Here is a 25,568-nt window from a genome sequence, read left to right as displayed (position 1 = left end):
GGGATGGGGAGAGGGGGGGATGGGGAGAGGGGGAGAAAGAAGAATTCTTCTCCTTGTCTCCAAAGAGTCTCCTTGTCTCCAAAGAGTCTCCCACTCCCCCACTCCCCCACTCCCCCACTCCCCCTCTCCCCTCATCCCCCGGCAAGACGCGCAGTGTCACACTTCCGGTATCGGTAAATTTGATGGCGTTTCCTAAGAGGTTGAGTAAAACTTGGCGCAGTTTGCTTTCGTCGGTTTGTATATATTGAGGAATGGTTACAGAATATTCAAATGTCAATTGTAAGCCTTTGTCAGCGGCGCGGAAGTGCAACATGTCTTGCAAGTTATCCAACAAGCGAATTAAGTCAAAGCTGCTGGGATTTAATGTTGTTCTACCAGCTTCAATTTTGGACATTTCCAGAATGTCGTTGATTAAATTAAGTAGATGTTCGCCAGCGCGATTGATGATTGTCAGGTTTTGCTGATTTTCGCGGGATAAGGAATTTTCTCGACTCATAACTTGAGTGAAGCCAAGAATGGCGTTAAGTGGGGTACGCAGTTCATGACTCATGTTGGCGAGAAATTCGCTTTTAGCGCGGTTAGCAGCATCAGCGGCGATCGCAGCTTGTTGTAGTGCTTGTGACTGTCTTTGAGTTTGTGCTAGCAATTCTGCTTGCTGCAAGGCAACTCCCAACTGATTGCCGATTTGAACTGCAATGCTAATTTCTCCTGTTTTCCATTGTCGGGGAGTGGAATTTTCATAACTTGCCAGCAATCCCCACAGTTGATTACCACAGAAAATTGGTACTGTAATGTAAGCTTTTGCTTGAAAGCGCTCTAAAAGTTGGACATAACATTCTTCAAATCCAGCTTTGTAAATGTCGGGAACACAAAGAAAACTTGCGCCTCGAATGTACATACCGCCTTGAGTTTTTTGCAGATAACTATCCAAAACCTGGTTATCTGGACTATTTAACATTCTGACTACACAACGGTCGTCTTGTAAAGCACCATTGGTGAAGTTGGGATCGTTTTGATCTTCTTCTATCAGAGAAATCCAGTTATTGCTTACGGACTCGGCAACAAATTCGCCACTCCAGTTGGGATTAAAACGATAGACAACTACGCGATCGCAGTTGAGTACTTGCCGCAATTCTTGAGTTGTCGCGGCAAATATCGTCTCTATATCCAATGTCTGGCGCATCCTTTGAATTACGCGAGCGATGGTACGTTCTCTTTCTGCACTTTCATGCAAAGCAACTTCTGCTACTTTATGCTCAGTGATATCCGTTATTGTACCGATAAAGCCTTTAATTTCTTTGTTATCGTCAAGTTCAGGTAATGCTTGACAAATGACCCAAATATCCGTGCCATCAGCACGCAAAAAGCGATGCTCGCATTGATACAGAGTTTGATTTGCTGCGGCTTCATTCCAGGCGGTAAAAACGCGATCGCGATCTTCTGGATGTAAAGCAGATATCCAACCGCTTCCCAAAGCCTCTTTTACAGAGTATCCAGTCATCTCTGTCCAACGTTTATTTATATACAAGCAATTATTCTCAGCATCAGTATGAAATATGCAAACTGGTGCGGCTTCTGCTAAAGTTTGATAGCGGCGCTGGCTGGTAAGCAGGGCTAACTCTGCTTGCTTGCGAGCGGTAATTTCGACTACAACTGTACCCGCTCCAGACAAGTTCCCATTTTCACCAAGAATCGGAAAGTAAGAAGCGAGGAAATGACGCTCAGTATCCGGTTTTTTAGGTGATGCAACGCTGACTTCTAAATTAAGAATCGGTTTACAAGTTCGTAACACCTGCTCGTAAAATGGTGCAACCAAGGGAGCGATAACGGCGGGTACGATTTCATAGATAGTTTTGCCGATATAATCAAGCTGGCGTCGTCCGTAAATTTCTGCCAACAGTTCGTTGATTTGCACAAACCGCAATTGATTATCTAAAATGCTCATCCCCACCGGCGCACAGCCAAAAAAGGCATTGAGACGAGCTTCTCTTAAGGCTAGTTCTCTTTCTAAAGTTTTGCGCTCAGTGATGTCTTTGTGCGTACCCGTCATTCGCAGCGGCTCACCTTTATTATCGCGTTCGCAAACCTGACCGCGAGACTGAATCCACTTCCACTCACCGATAGCAGAACGCATCCGAAATTCTACTTCATAAACGGGATTAACACTTTGAAGATGGGCATTTAAAAGTTGTTTAACTACGGGCAAATCTTCTGGATGTATTAATACCTCAAAAGCTGCAAAATTATCTGCAATCTCGTGTTCTTCGTACAAGAGCATTTTTTTCCAACGCCAATCAAGATAAACTTTACCGGTGCTGAGATTCCAATCCCACAAGCCTAAATTGCTAGCTTCTAAAGCTAGTTGTAAACGTTCTTTGCTTTGTTGGTGTTGTGCTTCTATGTGTTTTCGCACTATTAGCGCACCTAACTGGGCAGCTACTACACCAACTAATTCCAGCAAACGCTTATCTACTGGTCGCGAGCTGCGTTTAAAAAATACTAAAACTGCCAACACTTGATTATCAAATTGAATCGGAACCGCAAAACCGGCTTTGAATCCAACGCGGGCAGCGATTTGAGAGCGGAGAAAAGTTGGCTTGCCAAGCGCAGTTACATCTTCAATCCATTCTGGCTGTTTAGTTAACCAAACTCGTCCTGGTAGTCCCACACCAGCAGGAAATGTGATATTTTGGCTATGGCGGTTGAATTTTTCTAACATGCTTTGGTCTTCGCACCAAGCCAGTTTATGTTCTAAAACAGTACCATCTTCACTGGGTATCCACGCCTCAGCAAAATCCCAGTTAATTGTGTGACAAATTAAACGCGAAACTCGTTCTAAAGCACTGTTGACATTTTGGGCGCGGGTAATAGCTTGGGTTGTTAACAACAGCAAACGGCTTTCATTTTCCGCGTGCTTGCGCTCGGTAATGTCTTTAGATGTACCAAGCATGTACTGTTGTTGGTCAATCTCGATTAGTTCGGCACTAAACAGTACCGTCCTAACTTCCCCAGTTGCAATGCGGAAATCGATTTCATGATTGCGAATAACTTTCGTCTGTTGCAAAATTTGGGTGAGGAAAGCACATTCTTCAGTATTTACCCAATTATTCAATTCTTGGTTGGTGCGACCGATAATTTCAGAGCGAGAACAACCAAAAAACTTACAGAAGCTGTCGTTAACTTCGATATAACGTGTTTCCGGAAAAGTCGAGAGAGCAATTGGGTCAGGAGATGACCGAAAAGCTGATGCAAACTTTTCTTCAGAAGCGCGTCGCGCTGCTTCCGAGGATTTGCGCTGTGTAATATTGCTTGCTGTGCCTGTGACGCCAACAACTAAATCTGCTTCATTTTGCAAAGCGATCGCATTCACCATTAGATAAATCAGGCTTCCATCTTTAGCGATGCGCTTCGTCTCATATTGAAACACAGTTTCACCGCAGAGAACACGCGCAAATAACTCTCTATCTGCCGCAACTTGTTCTCTTGGTATAAAATCAAGCCAAGAACGCCCAATCATTTCTGCGGGTTCGTAGCCGAAAACTTTTCTCACAGCAGAGTTGACAAAAGTAATATACCCGTGGATATCCGTTTTCCAAATTACATCTTGGGATGTTTCAACTAAGCGACGATATTCGCTTTCATTCGCTTTCAAAGCAGCTTCTGTTAAAAGACGTTCCCGAATTTCTGCTTGTAGTTGGATATTTTGAATGTATAACTGGTCACGAGCTTTTTTTTCTTGTTCTAGTAGTGTAGCTTGGGCTAGGGCAATTCCCACATTCGCAGCGATAGACTCTAATAATTCAATTTCTGCGGGTGTCCATTCTCGGTGGCGATCGCATTGATGTAAACCAATTACGCCATTAGCTTTACCTTTGTAAGAAGTGCGTACAGCCAGCAAGGACTTCATTTGCAGCTGTCGGCAAATATCCTGGACGTTTTGTAACAGTGGATCGGCAAAGACATCATAGGAGGCGATCGCTTCATCTTGCAATAATATTTGTTGCAAATGAAGATTATCCGTAAAAGGTATCTCAAAATTCATCAACGAAGCATAGCCAGGAGATAAAAATTCGCCCAAAGTGGGAATTTTGGGATTTGGCAAGCTGATGTAAGTATGAATAAGTACGCGATTCACATCAAGCGTCTCACCTATTTGCCTAGCAGCTGTCTCTAATATCTTTTTGGGATCTAATTCCGAACGAATTTTATCTGTAATTTGTCTGAGTAAATGACTGCGGTTAAGTTGTTGTTGCAGCGCATCCTCAGCAAGTTTGCAATAACTAATGTCTGTTATTGAGCCAGTTATTCGCATCGGCTTTCCGGCTTCATCCCACAGTGCCTCTGCTCGCGACAAAATCCATTTATAACTATTATCTTTGCAGCGCATTCGATACTGAGCAATGTATTGGGGACTTTGGCGATTTAGGTAAGCCATTGAAGCACTCATCATCCGCTCCAAATCGTCAGGATGAATCAACTTCACCCATTGATCAAAATCATTCAATTCATCCTCAAGATATCCCAGTATCTCTCTACAGCGGGCAGAGAAGAAATATTTATTAGTTCTCAGGTCGCGATCCCAAACGCCATCATTATTGCCTTTGAGAGCTAATTGCCAACGTTCTTCGCATTTTGTCAAAGCTTTTTCTGCATCTTTGCGGCTAGTAATATCCATTACAGAAGTCACGACAAAAAATCTGCCGTCATCCTTTTGAAAAATCCCCTGCGTCATATTTACAGTTAACCGCGAATTATCTTTTCGTTTAATAGTAACCTCTTGATTTTTCGACTGTGAGCCATTGCGGATAAAATCTTGATATTCTTGAATTAAATCAGCTTTTTCTGCCTCTGTTAAATTGGGATAATGCAAAGTAAACAATTGAGCAATAATTTCTTCTCTAGTCAACTGATAAAGTTGACAATACGCTGGATTGACATCGACAACATATCCATTTTCATCCGTCAGACAAATTCCGACTTGGGCAAAATTTAAAATAGATTCTATTTGTGTATTACGGTTATTTAACTCAACCGCAATCCGCTGACGCTCTTTAATTTCATTTTCTAGTTGAGAATTCTGCTTTTGTAACTGTTTTTGCAGCCTTTGGATCGTCAGTTGATTTTCTACTCTGGCAAAAATTTCTTCAACTTGAAATGGTTTGGTGATGTAGTCTACACCACCGATTTTAAAAGCTTTCACCTTGTCAAAAACATCTTCCCCGTTGCTGATAAAAATTACGGGAATATCGCGAGTTATTTCATCAGCCTTCAGTTGTTGGCAAACTGTATAGCCATCAACTGAAGGCATTTTGATATCCAACAAAATTAAATCTGGTGGAGCCAATTGCGCCACCATTAGAGCTAAGATAGCTGTATTTACACCCCGAATTGTGTATCCGCGTTGGGAAAGAGTAGCAGATAAAAGTTGCAGATTATCCTGCGAATAATCAACTATTAGAATACTGCCTTGATTTGCGTGCATTGGGAATTGGGAATTGGGAATAGAGAATAGGGCAATGGGCAATGGGCATTGGGCAATGGGAATTAAAGAAGCGGCTTTTCGATTTGGCGGGTTCTAATACAATTCTTTCCATACCCCATGCCCGATGCCCTATGCCCTATGCCCATTGCCCATTACCCATTACTAAGTACATAGTACCCAGTCCCTAGTCCCCAGTCCCCAATCCCTAATCTCTATTTTTGCACCGCTTGTAACACAGTCTCTATCGCCCGCTGTTTTTGCGGATCTGCTCCTTGAGCGTATTCTAAAGAGAAGGGAACGCTGATATCAGGGGTGACACCCTTACCCTCTAACCTTTGATCGTTATTGAGAAATACGTTTGTGACTGCTAAATAAAGCAGGCTATTATCTTTCATCAAAAACGGACTACCAGCAACTACAGCACCGGTTGTTTTGGAGCCAATTACTTGTCCGATGCGGTGTTGTTGAAAAGCAAACGCGAGAATTTCCTTACTGCTGCGGCTACCTTCATTAACCAACATCACCGCAGGCTTTTTCCATTGATAATTATAGGTATATTGTTTGCCATTACGTCGAATATTCGTGACGCTTGGTCCTGGTTTCGCGGTAAATATGTTGAGATAATCTAAATCTCCTCCACCCCAACCGTCTCTAAGATCCAAAATTAATGCGTCTGCGCTTGACAGACGACCATAAATTAGGTCATCTTGCAACTGTTGCTGATGCGGATCGGCTGCATTTGACCAAATATGAACATAGCCTATTTTCTTGCCTTGTTGTTCAATTACTTGAGTGCTGGCTTGTTGAGCATCGAAAAACATTTTAGTTGTATCGAACATCTTTGGAGCGATCGCTATTTCTTGCCGACTATTTACATCCGCTGTTCTCTGAATCAACAATTTAACTTGTTGACCCGCTTTACCTGCAAAAGATTGTATTGCTTGATACGGCTTATCATCTACACTCAGTATTTCATCGCCCACCTTCAAGCCGGAAGACGCCGCCGGACTTTTATCTAGAATCGCTTTGACAAAAATCTTGCCGTTAATCTCTTTGGTGAAAGCGCCAATACCGCTGTATTCGATTTTGCCTTTGGGGAAAATCTTTCTTAATTCCTTCTGTAAATCTCTACTTCTCGGATAAAAAATCCCTAAAAGCTGGTAATATTCGGCTTCATTTGCAGTGTAAAAGTGAGTGTGCGAAGTCCGCAATTGAGAAAGCATCTGATTGATGATGACAGCAGCTTCTTCAGTTGACTTGGTTCGCGCTATTTGAGGCTTATACTGTTCTCGGATGGCTTTCCAGTCTACTCCGTTAAATTTGGGGTCAAAAAAGTTGTCGTTTACTGTTTGCCAAACTTGCTCAAAAACTTGAACTTCTGGTTTTGCCAAAGTCGGTAATAGCGGCGCCAACCACAGCAAAAGCAATACACAAAAGCTAAAAAGGATTATTATAGGTAGGCGGTTTAAGCGAGATGGAAAGTTTTTCATCTTATTTTGATTTCATCAGCGGACGCACAACCACTGATGAAAAAGCTTTGCGATTAGTTCCACCTCAAGTGAGGACTGAAGTCCTCACTTGAGTTTATCTATTCACGCTGCTCATATCCGCATAGCGATCGCCTGCTGCAACACCTAATGGTGATACTTCATCAATCCGTGCAAGTTCTGCTTTTGTTAATGTAATATCTACCGCTGCAACATTCTCTTCTAAATAACTAACGCGCTTTGTTCCCGGAATCGGTACGATGTCTTCTCCTTGCGCTAGCAACCACGCTAAAGCTAATTGTCCCGGTGTCGCATTTTTTTCCTTAGCGATTTCCTTCACACGCTCCACAACCTGAAGATTTTTGTAAAAGTTTTCACCTTGAAACCTAGGTAAATTTTTGCGAAAGTCGTCAGCCGCAAAGTCATCGGGACTGGTGATTTGTCCGGAAAGAAAGCCTCTACCCAGTGGACTGTATGGAACAAAGCCAATCCCCAAGCTGCGAATAGTCGCTAAAATCTCGTCTTCTGGTTCGCGTTGCCAAAGTGAATATTCCGATTGCAAAGCTGTAATTGGGTGGACAGCATGAGCGCGTCGAATAGTTTCTGCCGCTGCTTCCGACATTCCCAGGTAGCGGACTTTACCAAGTTGTACTAACTCTGCCATTGCCCCGATAGTTTCCTCAATGGCAACATTAGGATCGACGCGATGCTGATAATAAAGGTCAATGTAATCAACACCAAGCCTTTGCAAAGAAGCATCGCAAGCAGAGCGAACATACTCCGGGCTACCGCTGACACCACGAAAGCGGCTATCATCAGTACGCAGGATACCGAATTTAGTTGCTAAGACAACGCGATCGCGTCTATCCTTAATTGCCTTACCAACAAGCTGTTCATTTGCTCCTTTGCCATACATATCAGCAGTATCCAGCAAATTTACCCCCAAATCCAAAGCCCGATGAATCGTCGCGATAGATTCAGTCTCATCAACCGCACCGTAAAACTCAGACATACCCATACATCCAAGTCCCAATTCCGAAACCGTCAAACCCTGACTTCCTAATTTGCGTGTCTTCATAAATTTTCTCCTGGTAGTAAGCACTTCAGTGCTTAAAAAATATCTACTTTAGTCGTCCGATGCCGGGAAAGCTTACGATAAAAGTCAAACAGTTCTACACGCATGACTAGAATTTTCATTCCCGGAATAACTCCACCCACACAACAATCTCAACCAGCTTGGTGGTTTGCCTTTGTGGGCAATAAACTACTTATTCGTAATGACACTTTCAACCAGATTCCGCATTTAATAAACTTGGCAGAAATTAACTTAACCCCAGTGCGGACACAATTTATCGGCACAATTGATAATCACCCATGTTATTGTGCCGAATTACCCAAAGATACTGTTCCTCCTCAGGGCATGATTTTTCGAGGACTGCGCGAGTTATACGGTATTCTGGAAGAAGATTTTTTTGCACTTAGCGGTCGAGCCTTTCAAATTATGGAATGGGATCGCACCCATCAATATTGCGGACATTGTGCCACTGCGACAACACAATTATCAGGCGATCGCGCTAAACGCTGTCCAAATTGTGGTTTAGTTAATTATCCTCGCCTTTCCCCAGCTATCATTGTTTTAATCTCTCGTGGGGAAGAACTTTTATTAGCCCGCGCTAATCGATTCCCCCAAGCTATGTACAGCGTGCTTGCCGGTTTTGTCGAAGCAGGAGAATCGTTAGAAGAAACCGTTATCCGCGAAGTTAAAGAAGAAGTGGGGATTTCAGTCAAGAATATTCGCTATTTTGGCTCTCAATCTTGGCCTTTTCCCAACTCGTTGATGATAGGATTTACAGCAGATTATGCTGATGGTGAAATCGTCATCGAAGAGCAAGAAATAGCAGACGCAGCTTGGTTTAAAAAAGATAATTTACCACAGATTCCGCCAAAGTTGAGCATTGCGCGTAAACTAATTGATGCGTTTGTATCTAGTTGAAGAAATTCACCGTTATTTCTCGTGCTTGTCAAGCAAAAGCCGTTATGTAGTTTTTTAGGCGTAGACGCGGAGCGGCTTGTCGTCAGACATCGCGCTTCAACTACAAGCATTCAGCATTCTGAAAACACAAGGAAATTTTTGGGAGAAAATTATAGTGAGCGTTCTCGCAAACCTCAAAAAAGAGTTGATTTCTATTTCAACTGCTACTGACATTGGCTTTAACTCCACCCCAACAATCAAGCAGCAAATCGAGACATTAGCGGAATCTCTGGAAATTCTAAATCCAACTGTTAAGCCTACAAGTTTTATGGAATTGGTTAAAGGGCGCTGGCAGTTGTTGTACAGTACATTCGGATTAGAACGAGAAACTACACTTCAACGTCTTTCTTTTGGAAAGCTGCCGAATGTGACAGTCAATGTTACTGGTATCTTTCAAGAAGTTTATCTGGATGGTCAGCAGTACATTAACTTAATTGAGTTTACCGTAGGTTCCGATGTTAAAGGCATTGCTGCGGTAACAGGACGCTACAGAGTAGAAGACTCTAAACGTCTCAACATTGATTTTTTAGAAACCTCCGTTAAAAGTGCAAGCAACGATTTAGATGTTTCCACCTTTCGCTCTTGCTTAGGAATCGATTCTCAATCAGCTTTAGAATCAAAGCTTGATTTTAGCGGTTGGTCGGATATTACCTATTTGGATGAAAATTTGCGTCTCATGCGTGGCAATAATCAAAATTTGTACGTGCTGGTGCGAACCAACTAGGCTATAGCGGTTCTCACTTGGTCAAATACATTCGTTGCGTAGGGACAATTCATGAATTGTCCCTACTGCGTATCGTTGTGTATTGCATCCAACACCAAAACCGCTATAACTGATTGATGAGTAATGTGTATGAGTTGCGTTTTGTTTGAGATCGGATTTTACAACTTCAGCTTTCTCCTCAGCCGATACGATAAATGCGAATGAACGCTGATAAAATAAATATCCGCGTTTATCCTTTGTGTATCAGCGGTTTAAATCCTGTCACAGTATCAGTCCTGATGTACTGCAAGCCTTTGCTAGCTATAGTTAACGGTTAAGGCTCACAGTTAAAAGGAGGCAAGATGGAAAAACAATCAATCAACCCATCCCCAGCACTCGAAGAAATTCCCCCTGGCTGTCTCAACATCATGGGTTATATTGATGAGTCAGAAGTCAACGGTCCTGGTTGTCGTGCTGTAGTGTGGGTGCAAGGTTGTTTGCGCGAGTGTCCAGGCTGCTTTAATATTGAATCTTGGTCATTTGAGATTAACCAATTAATTTCTGTTGACAGCCTCGCCGAGAAAATCCTCAGTAATCCTCGCAACACAGGTGTAACATTTTCTGGCGGAGAACCTTTTTGGCAAGCACCCGCGCTGGCAAGTTTGGCGCGTCAGCTAAAAGCCGCAGGACTAAATGTGATGTCTTTTACAGGCTTCACTTTAGAGAAACTACAGTCAGAATCAGCACCAGCAGGGGCACAAGAGTTGTTAACACAGCTTGATATTCTGATAGATGGGGCTTTTGTCGAGTCAAAAGCAATTAATTCTCCTAACTCCCCAGTGTCTTCTACTAACCAGCGGGTGCATGTGCTTAATCCAGCCTTTCAAGACCAGATTACCTGGGCAAGCGACCAGATAGAAATTCATGTCCTCAAAGATGGTAGCCGCATCATCACTGGTTATCGCGGTAGTTGGGTAGAACAATCTTAAACGCCAATGAGTTTAGTGTCACACGAAAACGTAAAATAAACTCGTAGTAAGCGCTTCAGCGCTTATTTTAAGCACTAAAGTGCTTACTACGAGTTCCGAACACGAACTTTCAAGTTCCGAACACGAAATTCCGAGTTCCGAACACGAACTTTCAAGTTCCGAACACGAACTTTCAAGTTCCGAACACGAAATTCCGAGTTCCGAACACGAACTTTCAAGTTCCGAACACGAAATTCCGAGTTCCGAACATCAACTTTCGAGTTCCAAGCTCGAAGTTTCGAGTTCCAAGCTCGAAGTTTCGTGTTCCGAACTCGAAATTCCGAGTTCCGAACACGAAGCAATCGAACTTACAGTAAACAAATCTCGTCCGATGATTCTTGGGGCTGCTTTGCTCACTACTGCCCCAAGAGATTAGGAAGCACCACCGCTTCTTGCGATCCAGTGGAGCAGCTCGTTATCGAACAGGCGACTCTCTTCAAGTTGGGGCGTGTGACTGCTTTTATCGAACACTCTGACTGTCAGATCGCGGAAACTCGCACGATACGGCTCCCAAGCGGGGTATGGGGCAACCAGATAGTCGAAACGTCCCAACGCCAGCAATACGGGGATATCGAGATCGGCGAGTCCGTTGGCGATCTCGATGTCGCGAAACACCTCGCCGAAAATGTAGTCGAACATGTCCATGTTGACGTGAACATCTGACCACAGCGGTGTCGCGTCGAAAGTTGGGTCATACCAGCTTCTGGCTCCCTGTCGAATGCAGTAGGTGATGAACCGTTTTTCCGGCGCAGCGGCGATTTCATCATAGAGCAGTCGTAAATCGCTTTCGAGTTTTGCCTTACGTTCGGGACAGACCGCTTCTCGCCAATACTCCTCGGTCATTTTGGCGTGGGCAGCGCTATGGCTTGGACCAGTGGCGATTATAACGAGGTGCGTCACATGCTGCGGATACCTCTTGGCATACTCAAGTGCCATGTAACCGTGACCGGAGTGTCCAATGACCACGATTTCTGACAACGCCAGATGCTGCCGGATTAGCTCCACATCGGCTAAAATCACGTCGAGTGCATAGTCGGACTTCGTGACCTCACCGACAGGTTTGGAAAAGCCTCTGTGATCGACGAAGATTAACTTTAGCTCCCGCCGCAATTCGGCTGAGAAGGTTCTTGGATAATAAATTGAGCTACCGATTACGAGGGCTGGTTTACCGCTGCCCTCAATCGAATAACCCAGTTCAAAACTTCCGGAACGAATCGTTCCGCGCTCGACGAAGTAATCGGCGTTTCCGAGTTGGGACATATGCTATTGCAGTAAATCCAAGGAATGTTGTACGTACAAAAATTAAACTACCTATGGAAGATGGGTGGCTGCCTGGGTTCTCCCCTTGAGGAGATAAAGCTGGGAAACCAGTAGAGACGCTGTGTAAGACCAAATTAAGCACGGGTTTAATGAGGCAACGGCGAGTGAGACGGGAAGCCTACTGTGTACGCGAAGCGTCACTGTAGGTACTTCACCCACACCCCAAGCAACCGATAACTACTTGACAAATTTCCACTCTAATGTTTTGATTGGTGCTGTTTGAAGCGCCTCAGTCAGTTCGTCATTACTGCTAAATTGCACTTGATCGAGATAGCAAGCTTCGACTCTGACAGTAAATTCTTGCTCTTCAAAAGCCCAAGGTTGTACAGTGACAGTACCATCGCTGCGTTGCATAACATCGTAGCGCGTATTATTTAGATAAGAAGTAATTTCTAAAGCACGTTCGCCATCAGGTAATTGCTGTTTGCAGAGAATCAGTGACAAGCGCTCGCACCATAACAAAAAAGCGTAAGCTTCAGCGGCTTCATCTTTGGTAATATTTAATTCTTTGCGCCATTGCTCTTGATTTTTTAATTGCTCATCGAGAAAACTATCCAATTCTTTTGATTCACCGCGCTTACCTTCATTGAGCAAACTCATGTGCATAGAAATTAGCATCGCCACCCATCGTCCCCGATAGCGGGCATTTTGCGTATGCGATCGCAGCCTTTTGAGATAGGTTTTCTTTTCTAAAGTAAAATCTAGTGGAGCACCAGCTTCAGTCAGGTGATTACCTTCCCACTCTTTTTCCAAATCATCGTGATGGGAAATTGCAGCGATCGTCTCCAGCCAGCGTATCGGACGATCCTTAGCATTCCAGTGTCCCGCCAATTCAGCAGCAAGCATTGCATGGGCACGATGGTAAATAACTTCCCACCCCTTCTCATGTTGATTAACTATCATAAATCATCCTCATTAATCTAGAAATTTGTGTAAAATATCCAGGACTTACGCAAAAACCAAGATCGCTCCTCTTATTCCTCTGTGTCCTCCGCGCTCTCTGCGGTTCGTTATTTACTCCTAAAAGCGTAAATCCTAATTAATCAGCTTCCTTATCTTGCACTCATCAAGCGCAGAAAATCCATCCACCAAAAGCACGAAAAAAAACGCTCCTATGAATAGATTGACACCCAAAAATTCAATTATTATCCAACAGCGATTAACTCCCTACTTCTTTTTGCTACCCGCATTAATTATCTTAGGCTTAACCGTCTTTTATCCGGCACTGCAAGCGTTTTACCTCAGCTTTACCCGCTACGAATACGACATTACCCAGACACCACAATGGGTAGGTTTTGCTAACTTCCAGCGCTTATCCAAAGACCCAGTTTTTTGGCAAACTTTAATTAACACACTGATTTATCTTGTCGGTGTAGTGCCCATTTTAGTAATTGCCCCCTTAATTTTGGCAATTTTGGTAAATCAAAAACTACGGGGGATGAATTGGTTTCGAGCAGCTTACTACACACCAGTAGTAATTTCAATGGTAGTTGCAGGAATCGCCTTCAAATGGCTGTATGCCGAAAACGGCTTACTCAACCAATTACTCAAAGGCATTTTTCCCGAAGGAATTCCTTGGTTAACTAGCCCCAAATTTGCCCTTTATAGTGTAATGGTAGTCACCATCTGGAAAGGATTAGGCTATTACATGGTGATTTATTTAGCCGGCTTGCAATCAATTGGCGCCGATGTCTACGAAGCCGCAGCAATTGATGGTTCAGATGGAATTAGCAAACACTGGGATATTACCGTCCCCTTAATGAAACCTTATTTAGCATTAGTAGCAGTAATTTCTGCCATTTCTGCCACCAAAGTATTTGAAGAAGTCTACATCATGACTGAAGGCGGACCGCGTAACAGTTCCAAAACGATAGTTTATTATCTTTATGAACAAGCTTTCAATAACTTAGAAATTAGTTATGCTTGCACAATTGGACTAGTGTTATTTTTAATAATTTTGAGTTTATCGATAGTGCGACTATTAGTTAATGGTGCTAATTTTTAGAAAAAGTAAGCAGATACATCTTGATAACAGCAAAACTAGACCCTGTAGTAGGGGCAATTCATGAATTGCCCCTACACAGAATAAAGCGCAACCTCACATAGAATTGGTTTGAGAATTTTCCCACGGTTGTGGAACCGAATCTCTCTCGTTAAATCAATGCCCAATTAAAACCGCTTTTCATACTCCAACACAGCATTAATGCCACATGAGTAAGTAGCAAAGTTGTCTTCATCGTTACCACTTCCGGCAGAACAATTAGAGTTAGAGAATAAAGGTGCAGAACCACGCAGGCGCAAGTTATCATTTATTCGGTAGTTAACACCTAATTGTAAGGGGTCTTCGGCAGTCAAAATCTTGATACCAGAAACAGAAATTCTCGGCGTAATATCAACTCCTGCCTCAGCTCCCAATTCCAGGCTTGAAGATTTACTGACTGCTGAGATGGTTGGGAATAAACGGAATTCACTTAAGCCAAATGCATTGCCAATCTGGTTAAAAGTTCCCTGAAGGTTGAGAGCTGAACCTGCTAAGTTGGCAAGTGCCAGCGTACTGTCCCCACTTCCCAATGTATTGACAAAGCTACCACCAAGCAAAGCCACAATTTCTGTTTCGCTGCGTGCGGGACTACTTGTCAATTCTAGGTTTTGGTTAAGTTGGCTAGCCAAACCTTCAACACGCGCTTCAACTTGAATAGTTCTGATCGGTTCAAAGTTAGGAATAATTCCATCGCTATCGTTGGTTTCCGATGATACTGATGTGGTGGGAACCCGGTTCGGAACCGTATCTAGTACCTTGGCAAATAGCCTGACATTCAATTGCGGATCGAGTCCTCTGTCTGGGGTAAAAATTGCAGTTTGTTCGTAGCCACGGGCAAGATTGAACTGCGTAGTATACAAATTTACTCCGCCATTTCGTAAGGTAATAGTTCCATCAGGTAACAAATTACCCAAAGCGCCGTTGATGGTGAGGGTGCCAGTAGCCCCAAAACTGATAAGAGGTGGACGGGTAACTTTTACGTTTTTGGCTAACTCAATCTCTAGATTATTAAACCTGGTCGTTGTCGTAGCCGCGCCGTTAGTAGGATTGTTTTTGTTCTGTTTGAGGGCTTTGGTTTGGGGTGGAACGCCTACATTATTAGTTGTCGGGTTAGTGGCATTATTAGATTCTGCTAACAACACTTGACCATTTGTCAACTGTACTTTACCGCCAATTATTGGGCTAAGGGCAGCACCAGTAATATTTACATCGCCACTGACACCACCTTCATACAATCCTTTGAGATTTAACGCCAACTGGTCAAGAGTAACTCTTAAGGGATTGCTTATTTGTACTTGCCGATTCTCGGAAATGGGAATCTCTCCCGCAGCTGCTACTTTACCCCGGCTATAATTACCCTGGAGATTTTCTACTAAGATACTGTTAAAGTTAAACAGCACTCTGCCGTTGACATCTGTCAGTTGTCCCGGCAAAGCTTGAGCCGAAAAGACACCATTGTTAATACTAGCAATTCCATTCACAACTGGATCTTGTCTTGTCCCGCGCACCGTTAAGTCTATTTCTCCCTGACCATTTTCCAAGGCAACTTGGTTAGTAAACAGATTTAATAACGCCAATCCTTCATTTTTCACCTTTACATCTAGCTGAATTTCATTGCTATCTGGTGCTGCTGACGCAAAAGGAAACTGGTAGGGAATGCTACCACTGATGTTAACTGGTTCTGGACCAGAAACCGTAACTCTACTGCCAAAGTTCAGGCGTCCGTTAGCATAAGCAAAAGTTGCAGCTGCTGATTCTACTGGCTTTTGATTGAGAGTTCCGTCGGTGACTTGCAATTCCCCTCTAGCTTGCGGGTTCTTAATACTGCCTGCTAAAGCTGCTGAAGCGTCCAGATTACCTGTAAAACCAATCGGCAGTTTGACAAAATTATTCAGTACTCCTATAGGGAAATTACTGACTTGTAATTGACCGGATTGTTCTTCACTGCCTATGACACCTGTAAAAGCGATCAGTCTGTTTTGAGACTCCAGTCGTAAAGGTAACAATCTCAGAACGCCATTTTCCAAGCTACCTTCGGCAATTACTTTTTCGGCACTATAACAACGATCTATTTCTAAACATTGATTTTGTTGGTCTTTTGCACCCCAAACAAAGTTTTGACCGTTCAAATCAAAGTTTACAGCCAATCCTTTTGCCGTACCTGTTTCCACGGCAACTTCACCGTTAAAAGTGCCGGTTAAATCTGCCAATGCTGGCAAAGGAGAAGCATCCCGCTGCTGTTGATCTTGTTGTGCTAGGAGTGCATCAATTTCATTAAAGCGCAGAAGTTGCGTAAATAACGGCTGGTTTGGTAAACCTTGTGGGGTGGTAACTAAATCCGCAGCTTTGCCATAAGTTGGTGCTTGGGCACCGCGTTGGAAATCTTGGATTTCAAATAACTGTGCTACAAGCAAGACATCTTGGATATTACCTTGATTGATGTTTACTTTCGCTTGTAGTTGCGGAGTTTTGCCAGTTTGGTTAAAAGTGCCGCTGAAAGCGTAGCGACTGTTGCCTTTGGCGAATTCGCTATTGTTTAGTGTTGCTATACCGTTGTTGTAGTTGAACTGAGCAAAAAAGCGATCGCCTTTAATTCTGCCTACTTCTGGTTTATCAATATTAATATTACCCGTTGTCGCAAATGTTCGCTGATTAACCTCTAAATCTGCTGATATCAATCCAGCGATCGCACCTACACCCAAGCGAATATTCGGAGGTGGATTTAATTTCAATACTTGCAAGGGGAAATCTCTGACTTGCACTGCCAAATTATCTCCTTGACTGCGACCAATTGCCGATGCTTGCTGCCACTGCACTACAAAAGATTCAGGGCGATTATTTTCATTGAGGTTAAAAGCAATGCGATCGCGTGTTCCTGCTAGATTCAAATTTAAACCACGCCCTTGCACCGATTCAACTCTACCACTCAACACTGGCTCAAAAGCTAAATTATTTACCACCAAGTCGCGTAAATTGAGTTGCCCTTCGACATTTGGCAAAGGTAACTTTCCAGTGACTTGTCCGCTAAAATCAGCTTTTCCTGCCAAGGCTACTGCATTCGGCAGCTTTATAGGCAACTGTTGCAGATTGTAATTTTGTGCTTGTACATTCAGATTTAAATTAGTAATTTCCGGGATATTTGCTTTCGCGTTGACAAATATATCACCACTAACATTTAAATCGGGAGCTGTAGCTTTGACAATCGTCAGCTTTTGACCATTCCAGGCGATCGCAGCATTCAACGGTTTCTCAAGTCCGGGAATACCTTGAGATAACTGTACATCACCAGCGGCACGCACATCTGATAATTTGGGCGATGCCACCGTACCCGCTACTTGCAATTCACCGCCCAAATCCCCGCGTAACTGCTGATTAAACCGGTTTAATTCTACACCCGAAGCCGCCACTAAAGCTTCATAGCGACCATTGGCAAGTTGGATATTAGAAGCTGTAACTGTCCCACCTGCAACATTTACTCGCGCTTCACCGGTGGCTTGAATATTTTGCCGTTGGGATGCTTCCAAACTTCCCGCTACATTAAATTGACCGTTTAAATCACCTTGAAACTGCGGTGGTACTTTTGCCAAACGCTGCAAAGGTACGTTACTTGCTATAATTTCCGCCTGATAGCGATTATTCGCCAATTGAATATTTGAAGCTGTAACTGTACCCTTACCAAAATTCACCCTCGCTTGACCAGTGGCTTGAATATTTTGCCGTTGGGATGCTTCCAAACTTCCCGCCACATTAAATTGACCGTTTAAATCACCTTGAAACTGCGGTGGTACTGATGGCAAACGCTGCAAAGGCAGATTATTTGCTTGCACTTGTGCTTGATAGCGACCATTCGCCAATTGGATATTCGAGGCTGTAACTGTTCCCTTTCCTAAATTCACCCTTGCCCGACCAGTCGCTTGAATAGTTTCCGTTTGAAAGGAAGTAGCGCTGCCTGCTACATTAAATTGACCGTTTAAATTACCTTGAAGCTGTGGCGGTACTGATGGCAAACGCTGCAACGACACATTATTTGCTTGGACTTGCGCTTGATACACGCCATTAGCAAGTTGAATATTTGATGCCGTGACTGTGCCATTTTCCACATTTACCCGTGCCTGACCAGTTGCTTGGATAGTTTCCGGTGTAATTGATTCAGCGCTTCCTGCCACCTGAAACTGACCGTTTAACCTTCCGCGAAAATCCTTAGCTGCTGGTGATAATTCTTGCACTGCAACATCATTTGCCCGCACTTGTGCTTGATACACGCCCTCAGCCAGTCGGATATTTGCAGCCGTGACGGTACCGCCAGCAACGCCCAAACGCGCTTCGCCTGTGGCTTGGAGAGTTTTCAGGCTAAAATTATCTTTGTTGGCTGCGATTTGGAATTTACCCGCCAAAGGTGCTTGTAAAATAGGCGGAGTCTTTTTCAATACTCGTCCCAGTCGCACACCTGATGCGATTAATTGGGCGGAAACGTTTTGGTCTTGCAGCTTGATGTTAGAAATTCCCACAGTACCGCCACCAATTTGAACTCGTCCGTTATCCGAGTCAATTTTGGCAATTTGAAACGGACCTGTAGTGCCGGCTAATGTGAAACGACCTTTTAATTGTGCCCCAGCCAAAGAGACATTTTGCAGTTGTTGTTTGTTTACAAACGGTTCTAACTGCAAGCCTTGAGTTTGGGCTACAGCTTGCCAGCGTTGATTGGCAAAACTGCCAGATGCCTGTACTGTACCGCCAGGGAGACTAGCAACCACATTGCGGAGAGAGATGCTTTTATCTGGAGCGATCGCTATTTCACCGCTTGTCGGGTAGGTAGCCTGTGGTGCTTGAAAGTCTACCACAGTTTGCACATTACCACCACCGCCACTTAAATTAGCATTACCAGAGACAGTGCCGATTTGCACATTAGACGTATTGACATCATAAACTTTTGCCAATACATCTCCAGGTAGATTTTTGGCGCGAAAATTGACATTTATTTGGGGAACTTTACCAAGAGCGATCGTTCCACCACCAGTGACATCGCCGCCTAATTTTACCTTACCTTGAATATCTTTCAGGGTAATTAGGGAGGCAGCAGTCGAAAAATCAAATTTACTGCGGAAGCTATCTAAATCAACTTTGTCAATTTTGGCAGGTTTGGTGCTGACAACTGTACCTGAGAGAAATGGCTGTGAGATTCCGCCGCCTACCTGCAAGTCGGTTTTTACTTCTCCACTTACAGCTAAAGGCGATTTTACCTTAAGAGTTTCTAAAGCATTGGCTACACTTACAGGCTGCGATCGCGCTATCAACTTAAAGCCAGTTTTTGTATCGATGATGCCATTAGCTACCACTGGAATTTTACCGTAGCTAGTCGCCACATTATCAACCTTGATTTGCGTACCTTGGAAATTGAGATTTCCTTGGGAATTGACAAATGGTTGTGGCACTTTGGGAATCTGAAATCGCACTGCTTGTAAACTAGCGCTTCCTTGTAGTAAAGGTTGTTTTTTCCCGTTTAATTCAACTTGTAAATTTCCATTAGTTCGCCCCGCCTCTAATATCAGTGGTAATTTAATCAAACTGGTGATATCAGAAGCAAGAAAATCTTGCGCTTGAACTCGTAATTTAGCTTCTCCTATCCCTCCTCCCTCTACACGCACATCTCCCCCAAGGGCAATTGTACCCCCAGTACCCGGTAGCCCTTGCAAGTCAAACCTAATCAGTTTATTATTTTCCAGAAGTTGAGCCGAACCGTTAAGCTGTGAAAACGCCACAGTTCCAGGAGTGGGAGAGGGGGGGAGGGAAAGAGGGGGGGATGAGGAAGATGAGGGAGAAATTTGTCCTCCTTGTCCCCCTTGTCCCCCTTGTCCCCCTTGTCCCCCTTGTCCCCTTGTCCCCGTGTCCCCTTGTCCCCCTTGTCCCCCTTGTCCCCCTGCCTCTCGATACGGTACTAAAACCAATTGGGCGTTACTAAACCGAATTTTGTCCAAATCAGTCTTTATTGCGCCGCTTTTACCTGGCGGTGCGATGCTAGTAGTAATCCAGCGCCCTTGTCGATCCTGTTCTATATAAAGATCCGGATTGACTAAAGTGACATCTAGCTTTAATCTACGCTTTGTGAGTAACTGTAATATATCAAAACCTACATCCACGCCACCAATTGCCACTCGGTCGGGATCTGTAGGTGTTGCTGGAATTGCTGAAGATCCAAAGCTTACTTTAGTAAGAGAAAATCCTTTAACTTTCCCCAGTTTTACAGGACGGTTAAGTGAAGTTGTAAGGTTTTGTTCTGCCAGCGGTGCTAACTCTTTTTGGACAAAAATCGACAATCTCCAAGCACCGCCGATAAGTCCAAGCAATAAAAGTCCGCCTAAAGCAATACCACCGCGACTTAGCACTAGAAACCAAAGACGCTTATTAGCACGGGCATTAAAGTTAGAATCTTGATGGGGAGAGTTAGCCATTTGGTTTTACTATTTACTGCCAGATGTAGCTGGTACACAGAAGAAAGCTAACGGACACAGCATTGGACATGTCATTACCAGGATACGCCAAGTCAAGCAGTGATACAGGATAGATTAAGAGGGCGTATAAACGAGAATTAATGAGAAATAACGCTTAATAGCTTGATGTATGGCGATATTCGGACTGTCAAGAAAATCTTAATAATTTGGGCAATGGGCATTGGGCATTGGGCATTGGGCATTGGGCATTGGGCATTGGGCAACCTGCCCAAGAACAGCCCCCCCTGCCCAAGAACAGCCCCCCCTGCTTCCCCTGCTCCCCCTGCTCAAGAACAGCCCCCCCTGCTCAAGAACAGCCCCCTTGTCGTCCCCCTTTCCCCTTTCCCTACGGTATGGGGTATTTATCGCGCCATAATTTAATGAAGAGATTGAAGATAAAAGGACTGATGATTACACCCATGCGTGTTTTTGTGTTAATTTTTAATGCGCGAACAGAAAATGAGGGAATTCACTCGATTCGGGTAGGCGATCGCAATAAAATTCTCATGTTCGAGTCAGAAGACGACGCTACCCGCTATGCTCTGTTGCTAGAAGCTCAGGATTTCGCCTCACCCACAGTAGAAGCCGTAGATGCCGAGGAAATCAAAGAATTTTGTGAAAGTGCTAATTATGAGTGGGAAATCGTCCCGGAAAACGGCGAATTAGCCATTCCCCCAGAAACAAACGTACCAGAAACCGACTGGCAACCAGATGCCCCAAAACAAAACAATGATGAAGAATCCCAGCGTCGCAACCAAGCGCCAGAAGAACAACCAGAGTTTTCTGATTCCGAAATCGACAGGATTCGTCGAAAATTGGAAGGATTGTTGTAATTAGTCATTAGTCAATATCTAGATGACAAAAAACAACTGACAGTTAATAGTTAAAGGATAATTAACAGATGTAACGGATGTAGACAATGCAAAATTTGCAGGAGCGCGGGCATCTTTTAACTGAGCAGGTAAATCCTAATAGTCTAAACTTAGACCAGCTCAGTAGTTTGGAATTCGTAGAACTATTTAACAGCGAAGACCAAAAAGCTGTAGCTGCGGTTGAGAAAGCTAAAAATCAGCTAGCCGAAACGATTGAACGCGCCGCAGAACGTTTGCGCCACGGAGGACGCCTGTTTTATGTCGGTGCGGGGACGAGTGGTAGGTTAGGAGTTTTAGACGCCGCCGAGTGTCCCCCAACTTTTTGTACACCTCCAGAGTTAGTACAGGGGATAATTGCCGGTGGTGCAGGGGCACTAGTACGCAGTTCCGAAGATTTAGAAGACCGATCGCAAGATGGAGAAGCAGCGATCGCTCAACGCCAAATTACACAACTAGATGTAGTCATCGGGATTACCGCCGGTGGTACAACGCCTTTTGTTCATGGTGCGCTTTCCGCCGCCCGTCAGCGGGGAGCCACTACTATTTTTATCGCTTGTGTCCCTGAGGAGCAAGTTAAGATTAATGTCGATGTTGACATTCGCCTCTTAACTGGACCAGAGGTGCTAGCTGGTTCAACTCGCTTAAAAGCTGCAACAGCAACAAAGCTAGCTTTAAACATCATTTCTACAGGAGTGATGGTCAAGCTGGGCAAGGTTTACGGCAATCGCATGGTTGATGTAGCTGTGACAAATCAAAAGTTACGCGATCGCGCTTTGCGAATTTTGTCAGACCTTACAGGCTTAAGCCGTGAAGCCGCTAATTTGTTACTAGAACGCAGTGGCAAGTGGGTAAAATTAGCATTATTAATGCATTGGACTGGTTTGGAAAAAGAGGAGGGCGATAGACTCTTATCAGAACATCAAAGTAATCTCAGAGCAGCCATTGAAGCAACAAAGAAAAACGGAGAAATCTCCTGAAACCACGAACTATTAGCTAATAGCTAATCACTTTTTTTCCTCTTCTATATCAAGATGCTCTTAATTAGCCCACCTACGTGGGCTTTGTTCGTATAGCTCCAGGCTTCTAGCCTGCGGGTGAATATGGTATTACGTAATTTTACGTAAAACAAATATGAAGCCAAGAATTAGTTGTAAGTAAAACTGCCGTTGGCATTTATGAATTACCTCAGGATAATCATAAGTGCTAATCTCCCAGAAAGAACAATCAGACGAACGTTGTTTATCTTTTACTAAAGTTTTATGGAAATCATGCGCTTGGTTGTGACTGGTCATGTCGGGGCTGGCAAGTCAACTTTCATTCGTTCTATTAGTGAAATTGAAGTTGTAGATACAGATTGTCGAGCAACAGACCAAACAGCATTACTTAAGGAAAAAACTACCGTTGCCTTTGACTTTGGCAAACTGCAATTTTCTCCTGATATGGTGCTGCATCTTTACGGTACACCAGGTCACGAGCGATTCAATTTTCTCTGGCAAATATTAATTAACAAGGCGCACGCTTACATCTTGTTAGTATCAGCTAATCGACCAGAGGAATTTAGCTACGTTCGTCGAATTGCTGACTACATGAATCAAACGGTACAAATTCCCATGATTATTGGTTTAACTCATGTAGATTGCCCAGGAGCTTGGTCCCAAGAAAATATAGCGATCGCCCTCGGTTACGCTTCAAAGCAAACCCGACCACCAATTGTCACTGTCAACCCAAATCAAACTGCCTCCGTAGCTCAAGCAATAATAGCTTTAGTACAACAATATACGCAAAGTTCTTTACCTCAAGAAGTCACCGTTTAATCAATATTCGGAAAGTTTTGTCTTGAATTTTTCAATTATTTGCTTTATGGAGATTTTTGGCTATTGATACTGTTAAATAACAACAGAGTTTTAGCCAAACTAAATCAATAAATAGATATCAAATTATTGAAGTTAATATCGGAATTTTTCCAGCTTACCCAGTTAATACAACGTTGGGCTTATGCCTTCACTCGCAAAAACTGTTGCAAACTGAACAACTTAGCTTGTCTTTTTTGCCAACTTTACTTATTTTTATACAAAATCAAGTAGTTTATTAAGTGCGATCGCTCAGATATAACCGCACTTATCAAAATATTATTTTTTCTTTTCCACTCTTCATTTATAAACTTATATATAACAAACCATAACTCATCTTAAAATTAAACAGAATAATACAATATATCTAAAATTTTTAAATTCACTTCAAAATAAAAATCAGGATTTACACGGATTTGGTTCAGCTGGCAAAATCGTAATATGATACATGACTGTGTAGTGCATCTTTATCTTGAAATGAGGGCAAACCCACGTTTGTTAGTAAAATGTTGGCACCCGATGTAGCGTATGAGTGAAAGTAAATTCAGCGGTAGCTTACTTCTCTCAAGGCACAGTTAATGCTGCCTCTATTTCCCGCCGATATTCTCAATCTATACTTAGGAACGCTTTATATCATTACAATACAGAATAAATGGCTACTATCCGGATTAATTTGTTAGTATCCAGTGTATGAATGAAAAGATGCTATATAGCTAATTATGGTTTTTGAAAGGCTGACTTGTTAATCAAAGGAATAAAGCATGAGTCATCCGAAATTAATAGTACCGAATAACTTACTTGATGAATTTAAAAGTTGTACTCAACTACAATACAGTGGCAAATTAAATATTAAAAGTTCCAAGGGACATAAATGGGCTTTTTACTATCGGCTAGGACGGATAGTTTGGGCAACAGGGGGGACTCATCCGTTTCGCCGCTGGCGTAGACATATGGCTCAACATTGTCCGGAAATTGATGTAGAGAAAATGCGGTTGCGCGTTGAGGATATATCAATTGACTATTGGGGTTATCGCCTTTTGGAAGTCTTGCATGAAAAACAGAAAATTAAACGCGAGCAAATCAACGCTATTGTAGAAAATACAGTCACAGAATTGTTATTTGACCTTGCTCAACAAGCAAATTTTGCCTCTGTTAGTTGCGATCGCAACGCCGAAGTTATCTTGGAAGCACCAATGAGCTTCACAAATGCAGACATGTCTCTGAAGCTGATGCAAGAAACGTGGAAAAATTGGTCTGAAGCTGGTTTAGCGAGTTTTTCTCCTGACTTAGCACCAATTTTGCGAAGACCAGAGCAACTCCAGCAACAGGTAAGCCAATCTGTCTACAAAAACTTTGTGACTTTAATCAACGGCAAATATACTCTGCGAGATTTAGCAGTCAAAATGAAGCAGAGTGTACTCCCAGTCGCCCGTTCTTTACTTCCCTATATACTAAAAGGACTCATTGAACTGGTAGAAGCGCCTGATTTGCCCTTACCAGTCACCGAGGTTAAAAAGAGCTCTACTCCTCTACAACCAAAGACCCCAGCAGTTCCATTAATAGCCTGCGTAGATGATAGCCCTAAGGTCTGTCAAATGTTAGAACAGATTCTGATCCCAAACGGACTGAGGTGTATCAAAATTCAAGATCCCGTGCAAGCGCTACCAATTTTAATTGAGCATAAGCCGGACTTAATTTTTTTAGATTTAGTAATGCCCGTTGCCAGTGGTTATGAAATCTGCGCTCAGTTACGGCGAATTTCTGTCTTCGCTAACACACCCGTGATTATCTTAACAGGTAGTGATGGCTTGTTTGATAGAGTTCGTGCCAAAGTCGTAGGTTCTACAGACTTTATTACAAAACCAGTAGTCGCTGATAAGGTAATGACTGTGGTACGTAAGTATGTGCAGGCTCAATCGTCAGTAAAGAGCGGATCTGATTTGCAGGTTTGTCATTAAGGATTGATAGTTAATCTTCGATGATTTATCAAAGCGCTAATCATAAAGTCAGCCCTAAATATTAGGTTGGCGTTTAGAGATACCTATACCACAACATCTTTAAAACTTTTATCTGATATGACCTAAACTCAGGCTTCGCAACTTGGATTTTAAAGAATACAGATAAAAAGATTATGTATTTTAACTAAGTATTTTTTTTATTTTTAATGGCAAAATTGTGAAGCCTAAGTACTCTCACGCTCGCCAAATTTAAAAACGATGAATCAAAATTAGATAAAGTCAAAAACTTGCAAGTGTTTATAAATAC

16 protein-coding genes are annotated in these 25,568 nt (G+C 43.1%); 10 read left to right on the top strand and 6 right to left on the bottom strand.

The annotated features are described in order from the left end of the window. Positions 1-5,482: PAS domain S-box protein (locus AABK37_RS29420; RefSeq protein WP_432555035.1), on the bottom strand; the 5,482-nt coding region annotated here is incomplete at its 3' end. Positions 5,483-5,523: 41 nt separating this feature from the next. Here AABK37_RS29420 and AABK37_RS29415 point away from each other — a divergent pair. After that, on the top strand, positions 5,524-5,670 hold the full coding sequence (locus AABK37_RS29415; protein WP_432555033.1) for a hypothetical protein: 147 nt from the start codon (positions 5,524-5,526) through the stop codon (positions 5,668-5,670). A gap of 24 nt (positions 5,671-5,694) precedes the next feature. Here the strand turns inward: AABK37_RS29415 and AABK37_RS29410 are convergent, their stop codons facing one another. Continuing rightward, on the bottom strand, positions 5,695-6,972 hold the full coding sequence (locus tag AABK37_RS29410; RefSeq protein WP_432555032.1) for a S41 family peptidase: 1,278 nt from the start codon (positions 6,970-6,972) through the stop codon (positions 5,695-5,697). Between the two features lie 94 nt (positions 6,973-7,066). After that, positions 7,067-8,047: an aldo/keto reductase gene (locus tag AABK37_RS29405; RefSeq protein WP_432555031.1), complete on the bottom strand. Its 981-nt coding sequence runs from the start codon at positions 8,045-8,047 to the stop codon at positions 7,067-7,069. Positions 8,048-8,149: 102 nt separating this feature from the next. On the opposite strand from AABK37_RS29405, the gene nudC reads away from it, so the two are divergent. From nudC to AABK37_RS29385, 4 genes are all read left to right on the top strand, one after another. Then, positions 8,150-8,962, top strand: a complete 813-nt coding sequence (gene nudC, locus AABK37_RS29400; RefSeq protein WP_432555030.1) for an NAD(+) diphosphatase — start codon at positions 8,150-8,152, stop codon at positions 8,960-8,962. A 154-nt stretch (positions 8,963-9,116) separates the two neighbouring features. Then, positions 9,117-9,725 carry a PAP/fibrillin family protein gene (locus AABK37_RS29395; protein ID WP_432555029.1) on the top strand — a complete coding sequence of 203 codons (609 nt, stop codon included), beginning with the start codon at positions 9,117-9,119 and terminating at the stop codon, positions 9,723-9,725. A gap of 341 nt (positions 9,726-10,066) precedes the next feature. Next, the gene (locus AABK37_RS29390) at positions 10,067-10,693 is read left to right on the top strand and encodes a 4Fe-4S single cluster domain-containing protein (RefSeq protein WP_432555028.1); all 627 of its coding nucleotides are present in this window, start codon (positions 10,067-10,069) and stop codon (positions 10,691-10,693) included. Between the two features lie 79 nt (positions 10,694-10,772). Further along, entirely contained in the window at positions 10,773-11,108 is a 336-nt protein-coding gene (locus AABK37_RS29385; protein ID WP_432555027.1) for a hypothetical protein, read from the top strand. Here AABK37_RS29385 and AABK37_RS29380 read toward each other — a convergent pair. Both AABK37_RS29380 and AABK37_RS29375 read right to left on the bottom strand, forming a co-directional pair. Beyond that, the gene (locus AABK37_RS29380; RefSeq protein ID WP_432555026.1) at positions 11,105-11,992 is read right to left on the bottom strand and encodes an alpha/beta fold hydrolase; all 888 of its coding nucleotides are present in this window, start codon (positions 11,990-11,992) and stop codon (positions 11,105-11,107) included. The genes AABK37_RS29385 and AABK37_RS29380 overlap by 4 nt on opposite strands. A gap of 237 nt (positions 11,993-12,229) precedes the next feature. Continuing rightward, complete coding sequence (locus AABK37_RS29375) at positions 12,230-12,955, bottom strand: DUF3891 family protein (protein ID WP_432555025.1); 726 nt, start codon at positions 12,953-12,955, stop codon at positions 12,230-12,232. A 211-nt stretch (positions 12,956-13,166) separates the two neighbouring features. Between AABK37_RS29375 and AABK37_RS29370 the strand changes: the two genes are divergently transcribed. Beyond that, positions 13,167-14,057: a carbohydrate ABC transporter permease gene (locus tag AABK37_RS29370; protein ID WP_432555024.1), complete on the top strand. Its 891-nt coding sequence runs from the start codon at positions 13,167-13,169 to the stop codon at positions 14,055-14,057. Between the two features lie 164 nt (positions 14,058-14,221). On the opposite strand, the gene AABK37_RS29365 is transcribed toward AABK37_RS29370, so the two are convergent. After that, positions 14,222-20,542 carry a translocation/assembly module TamB domain-containing protein gene (locus tag AABK37_RS29365; protein WP_432555023.1) on the bottom strand — a complete coding sequence of 2,107 codons (6,321 nt, stop codon included), beginning with the start codon at positions 20,540-20,542 and terminating at the stop codon, positions 14,222-14,224. Positions 20,543-20,988: 446 nt separating this feature from the next. On the opposite strand from AABK37_RS29365, the gene AABK37_RS29360 reads away from it, so the two are divergent. The 4 genes from AABK37_RS29360 to AABK37_RS29345 all read left to right on the top strand — a co-directional run bounded on the left by AABK37_RS29360 (position 20,989) and on the right by AABK37_RS29345 (position 25,261). Beyond that, positions 20,989-21,414 (top strand): DUF3110 domain-containing protein, encoded by a 426-nt coding sequence (locus AABK37_RS29360; RefSeq protein ID WP_432555034.1) that lies wholly within the window; start codon positions 20,989-20,991, stop codon positions 21,412-21,414. Between the two features lie 86 nt (positions 21,415-21,500). Beyond that, entirely contained in the window at positions 21,501-22,430 is a 930-nt protein-coding gene (murQ, locus tag AABK37_RS29355; protein ID WP_432555022.1) for an N-acetylmuramic acid 6-phosphate etherase, read from the top strand. 282 nt (positions 22,431-22,712) lie between these two features. Next, positions 22,713-23,267 (top strand): GTP-binding protein, encoded by a 555-nt coding sequence (locus AABK37_RS29350; RefSeq protein WP_432555021.1) that lies wholly within the window; start codon positions 22,713-22,715, stop codon positions 23,265-23,267. 797 nt (positions 23,268-24,064) lie between these two features. Then, entirely contained in the window at positions 24,065-25,261 is a 1,197-nt protein-coding gene (locus AABK37_RS29345) for a response regulator (RefSeq protein WP_432555020.1), read from the top strand. Positions 25,262-25,568: the final 307 nt, after the last annotated feature.

The organism is Tolypothrix sp. VBCCA 56010 (assembly GCF_050875635.1).
Classification (GTDB): Bacteria; Cyanobacteriota; Cyanobacteriia; order Cyanobacteriales; family Nostocaceae; genus Hassallia.
This window is presented reverse-complemented; position numbering and strand designations above follow the sequence as displayed.

What these genes read in the sequence shown, in the direction of transcription:
- AABK37_RS29415 (WP_432555033.1), top strand. Translation starts at nt 5,524, where the DNA reads ATGGGCATTGGGCAATGGGAATTAAAGAAGCGGCTTTTCGATTTGGCG.
- AABK37_RS29410 (WP_432555032.1), bottom strand. Translation starts at nt 6,972, where the DNA reads ATGAAAAACTTTCCATCTCGCTTAAACCGCCTACCTATAATAATCCTT.
- AABK37_RS29405 (WP_432555031.1), bottom strand. Translation starts at nt 8,047, where the DNA reads ATGAAGACACGCAAATTAGGAAGTCAGGGTTTGACGGTTTCGGAATTG.
- nudC (WP_432555030.1), top strand. Translation starts at nt 8,150, where the DNA reads ATGACTAGAATTTTCATTCCCGGAATAACTCCACCCACACAACAATCT.
- AABK37_RS29390 (WP_432555028.1), top strand. Translation starts at nt 10,067, where the DNA reads ATGGAAAAACAATCAATCAACCCATCCCCAGCACTCGAAGAAATTCCC.
- AABK37_RS29380 (WP_432555026.1), bottom strand. Translation starts at nt 11,992, where the DNA reads ATGTCCCAACTCGGAAACGCCGATTACTTCGTCGAGCGCGGAACGATT.
- AABK37_RS29375 (WP_432555025.1), bottom strand. Translation starts at nt 12,955, where the DNA reads ATGATAGTTAATCAACATGAGAAGGGGTGGGAAGTTATTTACCATCGT.
- AABK37_RS29370 (WP_432555024.1), top strand. Translation starts at nt 13,167, where the DNA reads ATGAATAGATTGACACCCAAAAATTCAATTATTATCCAACAGCGATTA.
- AABK37_RS29365 (WP_432555023.1), bottom strand. Translation starts at nt 20,542, where the DNA reads ATGGCTAACTCTCCCCATCAAGATTCTAACTTTAATGCCCGTGCTAAT.
- AABK37_RS29360 (WP_432555034.1), top strand. Translation starts at nt 20,989, where the DNA reads ATGATTACACCCATGCGTGTTTTTGTGTTAATTTTTAATGCGCGAACA.
- murQ (WP_432555022.1), top strand. Translation starts at nt 21,501, where the DNA reads ATGCAAAATTTGCAGGAGCGCGGGCATCTTTTAACTGAGCAGGTAAAT.
- AABK37_RS29350 (WP_432555021.1), top strand. Translation starts at nt 22,713, where the DNA reads ATGGAAATCATGCGCTTGGTTGTGACTGGTCATGTCGGGGCTGGCAAG.
- AABK37_RS29345 (WP_432555020.1), top strand. Translation starts at nt 24,065, where the DNA reads ATGAGTCATCCGAAATTAATAGTACCGAATAACTTACTTGATGAATTT.